General features: G+C 70.4%; 11 protein-coding genes. 3 read left to right on the top strand and 8 right to left on the bottom strand.

What is annotated here, in order from left to right:
• Positions 1-19: 19 nt before the first annotated feature.
• The 3 genes from ACGFYV_RS00550 to ACGFYV_RS00540 all read right to left on the bottom strand — a co-directional run bounded on the left by ACGFYV_RS00550 (position 20) and on the right by ACGFYV_RS00540 (position 3,540).
• Positions 20-601 carry a hypothetical protein gene (locus ACGFYV_RS00550; RefSeq protein WP_393876120.1) on the bottom strand — a complete coding sequence of 194 codons (582 nt, stop codon included), beginning with the start codon at positions 599-601 and terminating at the stop codon, positions 20-22.
• A 243-nt stretch (positions 602-844) separates the two neighbouring features.
• Positions 845-1,747 carry a tRNA (adenine-N1)-methyltransferase gene (locus ACGFYV_RS00545; protein WP_393876119.1) on the bottom strand — a complete coding sequence of 301 codons (903 nt, stop codon included), beginning with the start codon at positions 1,745-1,747 and terminating at the stop codon, positions 845-847.
• Positions 1,748-1,800: 53 nt separating this feature from the next.
• Complete coding sequence (locus ACGFYV_RS00540; RefSeq protein WP_393876118.1) at positions 1,801-3,540, bottom strand: site-2 protease family protein; 1,740 nt, start codon at positions 3,538-3,540, stop codon at positions 1,801-1,803.
• Positions 3,541-3,718: 178 nt separating this feature from the next.
• Here ACGFYV_RS00540 and ACGFYV_RS00535 point away from each other — a divergent pair, with 178 nt between their 5' ends.
• Positions 3,719-4,684, top strand: a complete 966-nt coding sequence (locus ACGFYV_RS00535; protein WP_393876117.1) for a RecB family exonuclease — start codon at positions 3,719-3,721, stop codon at positions 4,682-4,684.
• A gap of 15 nt (positions 4,685-4,699) precedes the next feature.
• Positions 4,700-5,371 carry a response regulator transcription factor gene (locus tag ACGFYV_RS00530; protein WP_073899715.1) on the top strand — a complete coding sequence of 224 codons (672 nt, stop codon included), beginning with the start codon at positions 4,700-4,702 and terminating at the stop codon, positions 5,369-5,371.
• Between the two features lie 143 nt (positions 5,372-5,514).
• On the opposite strand, the gene ACGFYV_RS00525 is transcribed toward ACGFYV_RS00530, so the two are convergent.
• From ACGFYV_RS00525 to metH, 5 genes are all read right to left on the bottom strand, one after another.
• Positions 5,515-7,095: an ABC transporter substrate-binding protein gene (locus tag ACGFYV_RS00525; protein WP_393876116.1), complete on the bottom strand. Its 1,581-nt coding sequence runs from the start codon at positions 7,093-7,095 to the stop codon at positions 5,515-5,517.
• 68 nt (positions 7,096-7,163) lie between these two features.
• Positions 7,164-8,768 carry an ABC transporter substrate-binding protein gene (locus ACGFYV_RS00520; protein WP_393876115.1) on the bottom strand — a complete coding sequence of 535 codons (1,605 nt, stop codon included), beginning with the start codon at positions 8,766-8,768 and terminating at the stop codon, positions 7,164-7,166.
• A gap of 340 nt (positions 8,769-9,108) precedes the next feature.
• Entirely contained in the window at positions 9,109-9,252 is a 144-nt protein-coding gene (locus ACGFYV_RS00515; protein WP_393876114.1) for a hypothetical protein, read from the bottom strand.
• Between the two features lie 8 nt (positions 9,253-9,260).
• Positions 9,261-9,962 carry an HAD family hydrolase gene (locus ACGFYV_RS00510; RefSeq protein WP_393876113.1) on the bottom strand — a complete coding sequence of 234 codons (702 nt, stop codon included), beginning with the start codon at positions 9,960-9,962 and terminating at the stop codon, positions 9,261-9,263.
• A 393-nt stretch (positions 9,963-10,355) separates the two neighbouring features.
• Positions 10,356-13,871 carry a methionine synthase gene (gene metH / locus ACGFYV_RS00505; RefSeq protein ID WP_393876112.1) on the bottom strand — a complete coding sequence of 1,172 codons (3,516 nt, stop codon included), beginning with the start codon at positions 13,869-13,871 and terminating at the stop codon, positions 10,356-10,358.
• 567 nt (positions 13,872-14,438) lie between these two features.
• Between metH and ACGFYV_RS00500 the strand changes: the two genes are divergently transcribed.
• Positions 14,439-15,215 (top strand): IclR family transcriptional regulator, encoded by a 777-nt coding sequence (locus ACGFYV_RS00500; protein WP_393876111.1) that lies wholly within the window; start codon positions 14,439-14,441, stop codon positions 15,213-15,215.
• The last annotated feature ends 722 nt before the right edge of the window (positions 15,216-15,937 follow it).

Below are 15,937 nucleotides of genomic sequence, written 5' to 3'. Positions count from 1 at the left end.
CCGGGCCGGGCCCGGTGTGTCACACGCTGTGGGCTTCGGCGGGGGTGGAGCGGAGGAACGCGCTGCCGTTCCACTGCCACTTGGCCTGGGTCTTCACGTCGGGGCAGCAACTGGGCACGTCGTCGGTGGAGTAGCCGAGCAGGGTGGCGGTGACCGCCCGTTCGCGCAGGGCGAAGTCGGTCACGGTGAGCCGGTCCTTGGGGTCGACGAGTGTGGCGACCACGCGGGCGGCGGTGCCGCCGGTGGTACGGGTGAGGACGTAGACGGCGTCCGGTGGGGTGCCCATCGCGGAGTCGCAGTGCACCACGGCGACGGTTTCGGGTCTGCCGTCCCCGTCGAGGTCGCCGGTGGCTTTCTTGGCGACCACCGCCTTCACCGGGCCGCACTGGAGCGGGAAGGTCACGCCGGTGGTGCTGGGCGGGGCGACGGTGGTGGGGGCGGCCTTGGCCTGGGTTCCGGGGGTGGACTGGGCGGCCGTGGCGGACCCGGGCTGTACCAGCGAGGTCAGGGCGATCACGCCGGCGACCGCGGTGGCGGTGCCGACCCAGTGGATGGGCCGGGTGTACGTGTGGGCGAGCTCCGGGACGGCGGATTGCTGCACGAGGAGTGTCTCCTGTGAGGGCTGTGCCGGTGAGGGGGTGGCTGCATGGTGCCACACGTCACAGTGCGGGGGAACAGCGGGGTCGGTCCTTGCTTCGCACGGGCAACGGTTTCGCGCGCGAGGTCGTTCGTGACCCGGTGCCGGGTCAACGCGTGGGCGCCGTGGCCGAGTTCCCGATCTGGGCGGGGAACTCGGGCACGGCGCCCTGACGTTGTGCGGTTGCAGGTGCTGGTGCGAGTCCGGTCAGCGGCCGGCGCCGCCGTCGGCGTTGGGGCCGGCGTAGTCCTCGCCGTAGGCGCCCTTGGCGGGGCGGCGGCGGCGCATGGGGGGCTCGACGCCGTCGGCGAGGCGGCGGGCGGTGAGCAGGAAGCCGGTGTGGCCGATCATCCGGTGGTCGGGGCGGACGGCGAGGCCCTCGATGTGCCAGTTGCGGATCATGGTCTCCCAGGCGGTCGGCTCGTTGAAGGAGCCGATCTCCCGGATGGACTCGACGGTCCGGGCGAGCTGGGTGGTGGTGGCCACGTAGCAGCACAGGATGCCGCCGGGGACGAGGGCCTTGGAGACGGCCTCCAGGCACTCCCAGGGGGCGAGCATGTCGAGGATGACGCGGTCGACGTCGGTGTCGGAGAGGTTGTCCTGGAGGTCGCCGACGGTGAGCTGCCAGGCGGGGTGGGGGCCGCCGAAGTAGCGCTCCACGTTCTGCTGGGCGATCTCGGCGAAGTCCTCGCGGCGCTCGTAGGAGTGCAGCATGCCCTGGTCGCCGATGGCGCGCAGCAGGAAGCTGCTGAGCGAGCCGGAGCCGACGCCGGCCTCCACGACGCGGGCGCCGGGGAAGATGTCGGCGAAGGCGAGGATCTGCCCCGCGTCCTTCGGGTAGACGACGGCTGCCCCGCGGGGCATGGACAGGACGTAGTCGGGGAGCAGGGGGCGCAGCGCGAGGTAGGCGACGTTGCCGGTGGTGCGGACAACGCTGCCCTCGGGAGCGCCGATCAGTTCGTCGTGCGGGAAGGAGCCCTTGTGGGTGTGGAAGTTCTTCCCGGCTTCGAGCGTGAACGTGTAGTGGCGGCCCTTGGGGTCGGTCAGCTGAACCTGGTCCCCGACCTTGAAGGGCCCGCGCCTGCGGGCGGCACCGGTCGGTTCGGACATGTGACCAGCCTACCGGGGTTTGCGGGGGCCGCCGACCATGTGTGCGGTGCCTTCTAGGAGGGTCTGGCCATGGCTTTGACGAAGGCCCGCTCGACGTCGGCGGCGGACAGGACGCCGTAGATCTCGCCGCTCTCCTCGACCACGAGGTATTCGGTGGCGGGGGTGGCGCGGAGGGTGTCGAGGAGTTCCTCGCCGGCCAGCTCGGCGGAGACGCGCATGCCGTCGGTGAGGTCCTGGGCGAGGCCGCTGACGGGGACCCAGGGGCGGCGGTGTTCGGGTACGCCGACGATGGCGGCCTCGCGGACGAGGGAGAGGGGGTTGCCGTGGGCGTCGACGACGACCAGGGCGCGGGCGCCGGCGGCGTTGGCGCGGCGCAGGGCCTCGGAGAGGGGGGTGTCGGTCTCGACGGGTACGGCGCGCCGGGTGAGGGTGCGGGCGCGCAGTTCGGGGAGGTGTTCGCGCAGGCGGGCCATGCGCAGGCTGTTGCCGGCGCCGGTCCAGATGATGGCGGCGAGGATGGCGGCGAGCAGGGCGTCGGTGACGGTGTCCATGCCGCGCAGGTCTGTGCCGCCGCCGAAGGCGTCGGACTGGTTGAGCAGCGGGAGGCCGACGAGGACGCAGAGGGCGAGGGCGCGGCCGACCCAGGCGGCGGCGACGGTGCCGCTCATGGGTCTGCCGGTGATCTTCCAGACGACGGCTCGGAGCATGCGGCCGCCGTCGAGGGGCAGGCCGGGCAGCAGGTTGAAGACGGCGACGATGAGGTTGGAGATCATCAGTCCGGCCAGCAGGACGCCGGGGACGCTGTCGGGCGTGACCGGTTTGAGGGCCAGGTAGAAGACTCCGGCGAGGACGAGGGAGAGGAGGGGGCCGACGAAGGCCAGGACGAATTCGCGTCCGGGGGTCTCGGCCTCTTTCTCGATCTCGGAGACGCCGCCGAAGAACTGGAGCTGGATGCGGCGGACGGGGAGCTTGAAGCGGATCGCGGCGACCGTGTGGGCGAGTTCGTGGACGAGGACGGAGGCGTAGAAGGCGACGGCGAAGAACAGGGAGACCAGGTAGCGGGCGGCGCCGAGTTCGGGCAGGACGCGGTCGAGCTGGCCGCCGAAGACCCAGGTGATCAGGGCGGCGACGAGGAACCAGCTGGGTGCGACGTAGACGGGCACGCCGAAGGGCCTGCCCATGAGGATGCCCCCGCCGGGTTCCTTGGGCCGGGGCTGCGGCGGTTCCTGCCTGGCGATGCCGGAGTGCGCGGGTGTGCGGCGCTGGGCGCCTGCGGCGAGGGCGCCGGGGGCCCGCTCGTCGTCGCGGCCGGTTGCGGACGTCTCGTTGCCGACCCGGCCGTCACGCGCGGGCGTGCCCTCGGGGCTCACGGAGTTCTCGGGGTTCTCGGAGTTCTCGGAGTTCTCGGGACTCTCCGGGTCCTCGGGGTCCCTGGGGTTCTCGGGCCGTGCGGCCTTCGCAGGTTCGGAAGGGTCGGCTGCCGGGTCCTGGTCGTGGGCCGGCTGCGGATTCCCGGCCGGGGTGGCCTTCGGGGACGTCGGCTCCGGGTTCGGCGCGTCGCTGCCGACGGCCGTGATCGGCTCCGTGCTCGGCGCGTCGTTGTCCCCCTGAGCCTTGGGCTGTGGGCTCGTGACGACGCTCTCCGCTTCGTCCTTCGGGGCCGGACCCGCCGTGCCGCGCTCCTGGGCGGTGTCGGCGGCGGGGTCGGTCGTCGGGGTCGGTGCGCCCGCGGGCTGGTCGGTCGGCTCGTCGTTGCCGGACCGCGGTCGCCCGCTGCCGCCGCTCACGTCCACGGTGTCCCCTCGTTCGAAGCATCTTCCGCGCCTGGAGGGACGGAAGGGTCTCGGGTTGATGGTATGCGGCTGTGGTGACGCGTTCCGCCCCGGCACCCCTTGTGTTTTCCCGGGGGACGCCGGGCGGATGCGGGCCGCGGGGCGTGACTGTCAGTGGTGGGCCGTATGGTCTGTGGACATGGACAGCAGCAGCGGAGACACGGGGGGCCTGCCGGGTGGTGCGGGCGAGGGGGCGGCGGGTGCCGCCGGCGGGGGTTCGGGCGGGCCGGGTGCCGAGCGCGCCGAGCGTGTCGTCGTCGCGCCGTCGTCGCTGTCTCCGTCGCGGGCCAGTGATTTCATGCAGTGTCCGCTGCTGTACCGGTTCCGGGTGATCGACCGGCTGCCGGAGAAGCCGAGCGAGGCGGCGACGCGGGGCACGCTGGTGCACGCGGTGCTGGAGCGGTTGTTCGACGCGCCGGCGGTGGAGCGGACGGCGCCGCGGGCCAAGGCGTTGATTCCGGGGCAGTGGGACCGGCTGCGGGAGAGCCGTCCGGAGATCACCGAGCTGTTCGCGGACGACGCGGAGGGCGAGCGGCTGGCCCGCTGGCTCGGTGAGGCGGAGCGGCTGGTGGAGCGGTGGTTCTCGCTGGAGGATCCGACGCGGCTGGAGCCGGCCGAGCGGGAGCTGTTCGTCGAGGCGGAGCTGGATTCGGGGCTGCGGCTGCGCGGGATCATCGACCGGGTGGACGTGGCGCCGACCGGTGAGGTGCGCATCGTCGACTACAAGACGGGCAAGGCGCCGCGGCCGGAGTACGCCGAGGGCGCGCTGTTCCAGATGAAGTTCTACGCGCTGGTGGTGTGGCGGCTGAAGAACGTGGTCCCCCGACGGCTGCAGCTGGTGTATCTGGGCAGTGGGGACGTGCTGACGTACGATCCGGTGCTCGCCGATCTGGAGCGGGTGGAGCGCAAGCTGCTCGCGCTGTGGGAGGCGATCCGGGAGGCGACGCGGACGGGTGAGTGGCGGCCTCGGCCGACGAAGCTGTGCGGCTGGTGCGATCACCAGGCGCACTGTCCGGAGTTCGGTGGCACTCCCCCGCCGTATCCGCTGCCGGTGAGGGCGGGCGAGTCGGGGGCCGGGGCCCAGGGCAGAATGGGGCCGGACTAGCTAAGGAGTGTCACCGTGGCCATCCGTGTCCTACTGGTCGACGACCAGCCGCTGCTGCGTACCGGCTTCCGGATGATCCTGGAGGCCGAACAGGACCTCGCGGTCGTCGGCGAGGCCGGTGACGGTCTGCAGGCCCTCGACCAGGTGCGTGCCCTCCAGCCGGACGTCGTGCTGATGGACATCCGTATGCCCCGGATGGACGGGGTGGAGGCGACCCGGCAGATCACCGGGCCGGGGCGGGACGGTCCGGCGAAGGTGCTGGTGCTGACCACGTTCGATCTGGACGAGTACGTGGTGGAGGCGCTGCGCGCGGGTGCCAGTGGCTTCCTGCTGAAGGACGCGCCGGCGAACGAGCTGGTGCAGGCGATCCGGGTGGTGGCGGGCGGCGAGGCGATGCTGGCGCCCAGCATCACGCGGCGTCTGCTGGACAAGTACGCCACTCATCTGCCGTCGGGCGAGGAGCCGGTGCCCGACACGCTGCACACGCTCACCGACCGTGAGGTCGAGGTGCTGAAGCTGGTGGCGCGCGGTCTGTCCAACGCCGAGATCGCCGCCGATCTGTTCGTCAGCGAGACGACGGTGAAGACGCATGTGGGGCATGTGCTGACCAAGCTGGGGCTGCGGGACCGTGTGCAGGCGGCGGTGTACGCGTACGAGAGCGGTCTGGTGCGCCCCGGAGCGCAGTAGGCGCGCGGCAGGGCGGTACGCGCGCGGTCGGGCGCGGGATGTCGTAGAGGCTCGCGGGATGTCGTAGAGGCTGCGGTCGACGGCGGAGGGCGGTGCTTCCCTGGGGAAGCACCGCCCTCTGTCTGGTTCTGCGGGCGGCCCGCTCAGATCTTGCTGAGTTCCCAGAAGCGGAACACGGTGGAGGCGTCCAGGCAGTACTCGATGCCGTAGACGCCGTCACGGACGACGGCGTACTGCTTGGCCTGCCAGACGGGCAGGACGGGCAGTTCGTCGGCGACGATGTTCTGGAGCGTGCCGAAGTCCTTGTCGGTGGTGGTGCGGTCGGACTGTGCGGCGGTGTCGGGGATGAGGGTGCCGGTGATCCTGTTGTTGGTGTAGTTGTTGTCGAGGACGTTGCCCTTGCCGAAGAAGGGTGCGGTGAAGTTGTCGGCGTCCGGGTAGTCGGGCACCCAGCCCTTGACGTAGACGCCGTACTTGCCGGCGGCGATGTCCTTCTCGTACTGGCCGAAGGTGACGGACTTGACGTCGGCGTCGAACAGGCCGCTGGCGTTGAGCTGGCCGGCGATGGCCTTGAGTTCGGCGTCGGTGGCGGGGCCGTAGCGGGACGGCGTGGACCACAGGGTCAGTTTGACCTTGCCGGTGATGCCGGCGGAGTGCAGCGCCTGGGTGGCCTTCTCCTTGGAGGGACGGGCGCCGTAGGTGTCGAAGAACGCGGTGTTGTGGCCGGCGATACCGGCCGGGATGATCGAGTAGAGCGGGGTGGCGGTGCCCTGGTAGACGTCGTGGATCAGGGCGTCGCGGTCGATCAGGTAGGCCATGGCCTTGCGGACACCGAGCTTTCCGGCGACCGGGTCCTTCATGTTGAACACCAGGTGCTGGACCTCGGCGCTACTGCCCTCGATGACGTCGACGCCCTTGCTGTCGCCCTGCATGTCGAGGCCGGCGATGTCGGTGGCGGTCAGGCCCCGGTAGGCGACGTCGGCGTCGCCCTTGAGGAGGGCCTGCTTGAGGGCGGCGCGGTCGCCGTGGAAGAACGTGAGGGTGACGCCGGAGTTCTTGACCTTGGCGGTGCCCTGGTAGTGGGGGTTGACCGAGAAGACGGCCTTGCCCTTGTCGAAGGAGTCCAGCGCGTAGGGGCCCGAGCCGACGGCCTTGGCGTCGGTGCGCAGTGCGCCGGCCTCGTACTGGCGGTGGTCGACGATGGAGCCCGCGCCGGAGGCGATCTTGCTGGGGAAGGTGGCGTCGGGGACCTTGAGCCGGAAGACGACGGTCTTGGGGTCGAGGGCCTCGACCTTGTCCAGCGACGAGAACATGATCGCCGGTCCGGCCGCGTCGTTGATCTTCAGCATGCGGTCGAAGGAGAACTTGACGTCCTCGGAGGTGAGGTCGTCACCGTTGCTGAACTTCAGGCCGGGCTTGAGCTCGCACCGGTAGACGGTGGCCTGGGAGTCGGTGAAGGTGCACTGCTTGGCGGCCTCGGGTTCGGGCTGTGTGCTGCCCCTGGGGAAGCTGAGCAGTGACTGGAACACGTTGTTGAACAGCAGCCAGGAGCCGGGGTCGTAGCCGGAGGCCGGGTCCGTGGCGAGGACGTCGTCGGACATCCCCACCACCACCGAGGAGCCGGTACCGCCGGAGCCGCCGTCGTCGGATCCGCAGCCGGTCAACAGGCCGGAGGCCAGCCCCGCCGCGATCGTCAGGGCCGGCCACTGGTTGCGCATGTTCACTGCATGTGCCTTGTCGTCGAATCGTCACCCCGGGGCCACCGTCCCTGGCCCCGGGCCCAACAGAGACGTCAGCCGCTCACACCACGGCCGAGTTCCCACAGCTGAAGCATGGAGGTGGAGTTCAGGGCGTACGAGACGCCGGTGATGTCGTCGCGGGCGGCGACGTACTGCTTGCCCTGCCACAGGGGCAGGACGGGCACGTCCTCGGCGACGGTGTCCTGGATCTCGGTCAGGCTCTTGGCGGCGTTGAGGCGGTCCGCCTCGCGCCGGGACTGGGGGATCAGGGAGCGCTGGATCGCCGCGTTCGTGTAGGGCGACTTGAGGACGTTGTCCTTGTCGAGGAACGGGGCGAGGAAGTTGTCGGCGTCCGGGAAGTCGGGGAACCAGCCCATGCCGTAGACGTCGTACTCGCCCTTGAGTTCGGCGGGCCGGAAGGTGTCCCAGGGGTGGCCCTGGATGGTGACGCGGAACAGGCCGCTGCTGTTGAGCTGCTTTCGCAGGATCTCGAACTCCTGCTTGGTGGCCGAGCCGTAGTGGTCGGTGGTGTAGTGCAGGGTCAGCTTCACCGGGGTGTCGATGCCGGCCTTGGCGAGCAGGGTCCTGGCCTTGGCGACGCTGGGCGTGCCGTACTTGTTGAAGAACGAGTTGGAGTGGCCGGTGAGGGTGGCCGGGACGAGCGAGTACAGGGGCTCGGCCTGGCTGCCGTAGACCTTGGAGACGATTTCGCCGCGGTCGATGATCTGGGCGATCGCCTGGCGGACCGCCTTGCCGCTGACCACGGGCGCGTTCGTGTTGAAGGCCAGGTAGCGGATCTCCATGCCCGGCATGTCGACGAGGTCGGCGTTCTTGTCGGAGCCCGCGTCGAGGTTCTGGATCTGGGTGGGCGACATGTTGCGGGTCATGACGTCGATGTCGCCCTTGTCGATCGCGGTGCCCATGGCGTCCGCGGACGCGTAGGAGCGCATCACGACCTTGTCGTTGTTCACCGGGACGCTGCCCTTGTAGGAGGGGTTCTTGGTGAACGTGGCGGTGGTGATCTCGTCGCCCTGGACGTCGGCCTTGAACGTGTAGGGGCCGGAGCCGGTGACGCCGAAGCCGTCGCGCAGCTTGTCCTTGGGGTAGTCCTTGGGGTCGACGATGCCGGCGACCGGGGTGGACAGCTTGAACGGGAAGGTGGCGTCGGCGGTCTTGAGGTGGAAGACGACGTCCCGCTCGCCCTGGGTCTCGACGGTGTCGATCGTGTTGAGCAGGCCGGAGACACCACTGTCCGCGTTGATGCGCAGCACGCGCTCGATGGAGTACTTGACGTCGGCCGCGGTGACCTTGTCGCCGTCGGCGAAGGTCAGGCCGTCCCGCAGGGTGCAGGCGTAGCGCTCGCTGCCGCTGTCGGTGAAGCGGCAGTTCTCGGCTGCCTCGGGCACCGGGTTGCCGTCGCCCTTGGGCTGGGCCATGAGGGTCTGCTGGGTCTGGCGCAGGATGTTCCAGGTGCCGACGTCGTAGGCGGAGGCGGGGTCGAGCGGCGCGGGGTCGTCACTCGTGGCCGCGAACCGGTCCGTGGTGCCGACGACGATGGCGTCGCCGCTCTTGCTGCTGCCGTCGGCCCCGCCGCAGGCGGCGAGAACCGGGGTGAGCAGGCCGGCCACGGCCGGCAGCACCAGAGTCTTGCGGTTCATGCGGGAATTTCTCCAGAGCGTTCGTGCCCGAGCGCCCGGCATGCGAGGGTGGTGCGGCGGGGTCTCGGGGGGTAGCTGCGATGTTCTCGCGACGAGATTAGACCGCGCCCGCAGGAGCGTTCGCAGGAGCGTGAGTTGAGGTCCCATCACGCAGTGAAACCGGGTGCGGACACACCGAAAACCCGACAGCGGCATGATTCGTGCAGTGATCCACCAATCGGGACACAAGGGTGTGCCAGTGTGCCCGCATGCCGGACGGTCGGCACACAGAGTGACCCTTGTCGAGACCGGCCGGAGTGGCGAACGTCACAATTGCAACTGTGCTGGCAGGGAGTGGAATTCAGCGGTCCGGCGCGAATTCGGTGGTCGGCGTGACTTCGGCGGTCGGCGTCACTTCGGCGGTCGGCGTCACTTCGGCGGTCGGCGTCACTTCGGTGGTCGGCGTGACTTCGGCGGTCGGCGTCACTTCGGCGGTCGGCGTCACCTCGGTGGTCAGCGCGTGTCCGTCATCAGTGCGCGCAGGAATGACAGGTCGACCTTCTCCAGGGAAGTGACGACGGTGCGCCGTTCGGCCGGGGCGATGGGGGCGACGGAGGGGACGGCGACCACCACACAGCCCGCGGCCTCGGCCGCGGCGACGCCGGTGGCGGTGTCCTCCACGACGGCGCAACGGGCCGGGTCCGCGCCGAGTCCGGCGGCGGCGAGCAGGTAGGGGTCCGGGTAGGGCTTGGTGCGGGTGACCTCGTCGCCGGCGACGGAGAGGGAGAAGTACTGCGGGCCGAGGATGGTGAGCACGCGGTCGATGATGCGCCGGTGGGAGGCGGAGACCAGCGCGGTGGGGACGGCGTGCTCATGGAGTTCGGCGAGCAGTTCGGCGGCGCCGGGCATCAGCGGCAGGCCGCTGCCGATGCGCTTCTCGAAGCCCTCGTTGAGCAGGACGGAGAGTTCGGGGAGGGTGATGTCGGCGCCGGTGGCCTCGATGAGGAAGCCGGCGCTGCGGGTCATGGGGCCGCCGACCACGACGTGCCGCCAGGACTCGTCGAGGGTGTGGCCGAGCGCGGCGAAGACCTCGGCCTCGACCTCCCACCAGAAGCCCTCGGTGTCCACCAGGGTGCCGTCCATGTCGAGGAGCACCGCCTGCAGGGCGGAGCCTTCGGCTGTTCGGGTTCCGAGCGCGGGGACCGTGCTGGTCATCCGGCGCACCTCCTTGAGGGACGACCAGGCCGGTTCCCGGACAGGGAACCGGCCTGCAGTGGACCGACCAGTGTACGTCCCCCACGACCGAAACGCCTCGTTTACCCCTCCGCCACGGGGGTACCCCTCCCATCACCCCCGGCCCAGGCCAGAGGCCATGCAGCATGCCCGCACCGAGGCGCCCCAAAGGGGCGCGGGGAACTGCGCGACGAGCCCCCACTCACCCGCACCCGCGCACAGGCCTCCCCCACCCCGGCGCCTGGGCACCCTCAAGAGGCACAAGCCCATCTCACCCCCAGGGCCGTCACCCCAAAGGGGCGCGGGGAACTGCGCGACCAGCCCCCACAGACCCGCACCCGGCGACACCGCACCCCTGCCGAACCCCCGGAGGGCTCAGCGGGCGTTGAAGTACTTCGCCTCCGGATGATGGATCACGATCGCGTCCGTGGACTGCTCGGGGTGCAGCTGGAACTCCTCGGACAGGTGGACACCGATCCGTTCCGGCCGGAGCAGCTCGGCGATCTTCGCCCGGTCCTCCAGGTCGGGGCAGGCGCCGTAGCCGAGCGAGAAGCGGGCGCCGCGGTACTTCAGGGCGAACATGTCCTCGATGTCGGCGGGGTCCTCCCCGCCGAAGCCGAGTTCGGTGCGGACGCGTGCGTGCCAGTACTCGGCCAGTGCCTCCGCCAACTGCACGGACAGGCCGTGCAGTTCGAGGTAGTCGCGGTAGGAGTCCGACGCGAAGAGCTTCGCGGTCTCCTCGCCGATGCGTGAGCCGACGGTGACGACCTGGAGGCCGACGACGTCGGTCTCCCCCGACTCCTCCGGGCGGAAGAAGTCGGCCAGGCACAGCCGGCGGCCACGGCGCTGGCGCGGGAAGGTGAAGCGGGTGCGTTCGTTGCCCTGCTCGTCCAGGATGATCAGGTCGTCGTCCTTGGACACGCACGGGAAGTAGCCGTAGACGACGGCCGCTTCCAGGAGGTTCTCCGTCTGGAGCCGGTCGAGCAGGCCGCGCAGCCGGGGGCGGCCCTCGGTCTCCGCGAGTTCCTCGTACGTCGGCCCGTCGCCGGTGCGGGCCTGCTTGAGGCCCCACTGCCCCTTGAACAGGGCGCCCTCGTCCAGCCAGCTCGCGTACTCCTTGAGCTGGATGCCCTTGATGACGCGGGTGTCCCAGAACGGCGGGGCGGGCACCGGGTTGTCGGTGGCGACGTCGGAGCGGACGTGGCCCTCCTCGGGGCGCTCGGTGACCTCGACGGCCGCCGCGGGCCGCACCCTGCGCTGCTTCAGTTCCGGCAGTTGCGCCCCGGGCACGCCGCGCTTGACGCCGATGAGGGCGTCCATGAGGCGCAGTCCCTCGAAGGCGTCGCGGGCGTAGCGGACCTCGCCCTCGTAGATCTCGTGCAGGTCCTGTTCGACGTACGCGCGGGTGAGGGCGGCGCCGCCGAGGATGACCGGGAAGCGGACGGCGAGGCCGCGCTGGTTCAGCTCCTCCAGGTTCTCCTTCATGATCACGGTGGACTTGACGAGGAGGCCGGACATGCCGATGACGTCGGCCCGGTGTTCCTCGGCGGCCTCCAGGATCGCGGAGACGGGCTGCTTGATGCCCAGGTTGACGACGTTGTAGCCGTTGTTGGACAGGATGATGTCGACGAGGTTCTTGCCGATGTCGTGCACGTCGCCGCGCACGGTGGCCAGCACGATGGTGCCCTTGCCCTCGGAGTCCGACTTCTCCATGTGCGGTTCGAGGTAGGCGACGGCCGTCTTCATGACCTCGGCGGACTGGAGCACGAACGGCAGCTGCATCTGGCCGGAGCCGAAGAGTTCGCCGACGACCTTCATGCCGTCCAGGAGGGTCTCGTTGACGATGTCGAGGGCGGGGCGCTCGCTCAGCGCGAGGTCGAGGTCGGCCTCCAGGCCGTTGCGCTCGCCGTCGATGATGCGGCGCTTGAGGCGCTCCTCCAGCGGGAGGGCGGCGAGTTCCTCGGCCTTGCCGGCCTTGAGGGACTTGGCGGTGGCGCCCTCGAAGAGCTGCATGAGCTTCTGGAGAGGGTCGTAGCCCTCGCTGCGGCGGTCGTGGATGAGGTCGAGGGCGGTCTGCACCTCTTCCTCGCTGAAGCGGGCGATCGGCAGGATCTTGGAGGCGTGCACGATCGCCGAGTCCAGGCCCGCCTTGACGCATTCGTCGAGGAAGACGGAGTTCAGCAGGATACGGGCGGCCGGGTTGAGGCCGAAGGAGATGTTGGACAGGCCCAGCGTGGTCTGCACGGCCGGGTGCCGCTTCTTCAGCTCGCGGATCGCCTCGATGGTGGCGATGCCGTCCCCGCGGGACTCCTCCTGGCCGGTGCAGATGGTGAAGGTGAGGGTGTCGATGAGGATGTCGTCCTCGAGGATGCCCCAGTTCCCGGTCAGGTCGTCGATGAGGCGTTCGGCGATCTCGACCTTCTTCTCGGGGGTGCGGGCCTGGCCCTCCTCGTCGATGGTCAGCGCGATCAGCGCGGCGCCGTGCTCGCGGGCGAGCCGGGTGACCTTCGCGAAGCGGGACTCGGGGCCGTCGCCGTCCTCGTAGTTGACCGAGTTGATGACCGCGCGACCGCCGAGCTTCTCCAGGCCGGCCTGGAGGACGTCGACCTCGGTGGAGTCGAGCACGATCGGCAGGGTGGAGGCGGTGGCGAAGCGGCCGGCCAGCTCCTCCATGTCGGTGACCCCGTCGCGGCCCACGTAGTCCACGCACAGGTCGAGCATGTGCGCGCCCTCGCGGATCTGCTCGCGCGCCATCTCCACGCAGTCGTCCCAGCGGCCGGCCAGCATGGCCTCGCGGAACTTCTTGGAGCCGTTGGCGTTGGTCCGCTCGCCGATGGCCAGGTAGGAGGTGTCCTGGCGGAAGGGGACGGTCTGGTAGAGGGAGGCGGCGCCGGGCTCGGGGCGCGGCTGCCTCTCGCCGGGGGTCAGGTCCCGGACGCGCTCGACGACCTGGCGCAGGTGCTCGGGGGTGGTGCCGCAGCAGCCGCCGACGAGGGAGAGGCCGTACTCGCGGACGAAGGTCTCCTGGGCGTCGGCCAGCTCCGGAGCGGTCAGCGGGTAGTGGGCGCCGTTCTTGCCGAGGACGGGCAGGCCCGCGTTGGGCATGCAGGACAGCGGGATGCGCGAGTTGCGGGCGAGGTAGCGCAGGTGCTCGCTCATCTCGGCCGGGCCGGTGGCGCAGTTCAGGCCGATCATGTCGATGCCGAGCGGCTCCAGGGCGGTCAGGGCCGCGCCGATCTCGGAGCCGAGGAGCATGGTGCCGGTGGTCTCGACGGTGACCGACACGATCACCGGCACGTCCAGGCCGAGGGCGTCCAGGCCCCGGCGGGCACCGAGCACGGCGGCCTTGGTCTGCAGCAGGTCCTGGGTGGTCTCCACCAGGAGGGCGTCGGCGCCGCCGGCGACCAGGCCCTCGGCGTTGCGCTGGTAGGCGTCGCGCAGGGTGGTGTAGGGGGCGTGGCCGAGGGTGGGCAGCTTGGTGCCGGGGCCGATGGAGCCGAGCACCCAGCGGGCTCGGCCGTCCTTGGCGGTGAACTCGTCGGCGACCTCGCGGGCCACCCGGGCGCCGGACTCGGACAGCTCGTACACCCGGCCGGGGATGTCGTACTCGGCGAGCGCGGAGTGGTTGGCCCCGAAGGTGTTCGTCTCGACGCAGTCGACGCCCACGGCGAAGTACGCCTCGTGGACGGAGCGGACGATGTCGGGGCGGGTGACATTGAGGATCTCGTTGCAACCCTCGAGGTTCTGGAAGTCCTCAAGGGTGGGGTCCTGCGCCTGGAGCATGGTGCCCATGGCTCCGTCGGCGACCACCACACGGGTGGCGAGCGCCTCTCGGAGCGCGGACACACGGGTCCGGCTGTCGGCGGAAGGGGTCGTTGGCGACGAGGCCATGAAGGGGCTCCCTGGGATGCGACGGCTGTCGGCTATGCGCCCTCTCCCAAAGGACCTGGCGAGGGGCACGGCGTCAGGGTAACCGGGTGTGGGCTTGGATGGGCACCGGCGTCCACGAGGCGGACGCGGATGGCGGAACCCGGGCGGATCGGGGGGAGCGGGGGGCCGGGGCGCCTGACGCGGGCCCGGGTCGTCTCGCGGCACGGTGTCGTATGGGCGGCACGGCGTTGTGCGAGCGGCACGGTGTCGTGTGAGGGGCACGGCGTTGTGTGAGGGGCACGGCGTTGTGTGAGCGGCACGGCGTTGTGCGAGCGGCACGGTGTCGTGTGAGGGGCACGGCGTTGTGTGAGCGGCACGGCGTTGTGTGAGCGGCACGGCGTTGTGTGAGCGGCACGGCGTTGTGTGAGCGGAAAGGTGTCGCGCGAGCGGCAAGGTGCCGTGCGAAGGGACAGGCACCGTCCGGCCATTGGCGGGAGGTCGGCATGGACCGGTAGTGTTCGGCATTGCCGAACGGCATGAGATCGAGCCGGTTCGGTGGTGATCGAAGGGGACGGAGGCAGGACGGCGATGGCACGGAACATCCAGTCGCTCGAACGGGCGGCGGCCATGCTGCGGCTGCTCGCGGGCGGCGAGCGGCGGCTCGGTCTTTCGGACATCGCCTCGTCGCTGGGCCTCGCCAAGGGCACCGCCCACGGCATCCTGCGCACCCTGCAGGCGGAGGGATTCGTCGAGCAGGACGACGCCTCCGGCCGCTACCAACTGGGCGCGGAGCTGCTGCGCCTGGGCACCACCTATCTGGATGTGCACGAACTGCGCGCCCGGGCCCTGGTGTGGACGGACGACCTGGCCCGGTCCAGCGGCGAGAGCGTGTACCTGGGCGTCCTGCACCAGCAGGGCGTCCTGATCGTGCACCACGTCTTCCGGCCGGACGACAGCCGGCAGGTGCTGGAGATCGGGGCGATGCAGCCGCTGCACTCCACGGCGCTGGGCAAGGTGCTCTCCGCGTACGACCCGGTGGCGCACAGCGAGGCGCTGGAGGCCGACCGCAAGCCCTTCACGGACCGCACGGTGTGCGCGGCGGAGGACTTCGAGCACCTCCTGGACGTCACGCGCGCGCGTGGGTACGCGGCGGACGTGGAGGAGACCTGGGAGGGCGTGGCGTCGATCGCCGCGCCGATCCACGACCGGCGGCGCATGCCGGTGGGCGCGGTGGGGATCACGGGCGCCGTGGAGCGGGTGTGCCGGGACGGCGAGGTCCGTCACGAGGTGCGCCCGGAACTGATCGCGGCGGTACGGGACTGCGCCCGAGCGGTCTCCCGGGACCTGGGCGCGGGCCGCTTCTGAAGGTCGGGCGGCGGACGGTGGGCGGCGAGCAGCGCCGGCCGGCGAGCAGCGCTGACCCACGAGCAGCAGTGGCCCGGCGAGTAGCGCTGGCCAGCCAGTAACGATGCCCGGCGAGTAGCGACGGACTGACCGCCCGTACCCCGTCGCGGTCGGCCCAGCCGTGGCACGACCGACCCCGCCTCAGCCACACGTGCCCCACTCCGGCTCACTCACACCATGACCGCCCCAGCCTCGCTCACCGTGACCGCCCCCGGCTCACCCCCGCCGCGTCCGACCCCCACCTCCCCCACACCGTGGCCGATTCCAGCGCGTCCGCCGCGTGGCTGATTCCGACCGTCCAGCGGCATGACCGACCCCGATTCGCCCGCGGCACGACCGATTCATCCGCGAACGACAACCGATGTACCAGCCAACGACCGGGACGCGAAGCGGCGCCCTGGCTCTCGCCATACCCTGAAATAGACATATAAGGCGATATCACCCGCCCATCCACGGAGAGCGATAGGAAACAGCGATCAATAACGATCCTGTTTTCGATAACCGAACTCTTGACTCGCACGTAACCCCAAAGCAAGACTCCCGTCCATCGGTCGGCATTGTCGAACACCTACCGGCAATACGCGCTAGAGTGTGACAACGCCAAGGACCGGTATCGCTCTCACCCCCGAGGGCGCCAGAACCCCCGGAGGGACCCGGGGTTCGGTTTCCCTGGACGAAGGACA

This window comes from Streptomyces sp. NPDC048297, from assembly GCF_043201585.1.
Taxonomy (GTDB): Bacteria; Actinomycetota; Actinomycetes; order Streptomycetales; family Streptomycetaceae; genus Streptomyces.
This window is presented reverse-complemented; position numbering and strand designations above follow the sequence as displayed.

What these genes read in the sequence shown, in the direction of transcription:
- ACGFYV_RS00545 (WP_393876119.1), bottom strand. Translation starts at nt 1,747, where the DNA reads ATGTCCGAACCGACCGGTGCCGCCCGCAGGCGCGGGCCCTTCAAGGTC.
- ACGFYV_RS00535 (WP_393876117.1), top strand. Translation starts at nt 3,719, where the DNA reads ATGGACAGCAGCAGCGGAGACACGGGGGGCCTGCCGGGTGGTGCGGGC.
- ACGFYV_RS00520 (WP_393876115.1), bottom strand. Translation starts at nt 8,768, where the DNA reads ATGAACCGCAAGACTCTGGTGCTGCCGGCCGTGGCCGGCCTGCTCACC.
- ACGFYV_RS00510 (WP_393876113.1), bottom strand. Translation starts at nt 9,962, where the DNA reads ATGACCAGCACGGTCCCCGCGCTCGGAACCCGAACAGCCGAAGGCTCC.
- metH (WP_393876112.1), bottom strand. Translation starts at nt 13,871, where the DNA reads ATGGCCTCGTCGCCAACGACCCCTTCCGCCGACAGCCGGACCCGTGTG.
- ACGFYV_RS00500 (WP_393876111.1), top strand. Translation starts at nt 14,439, where the DNA reads ATGGCACGGAACATCCAGTCGCTCGAACGGGCGGCGGCCATGCTGCGG.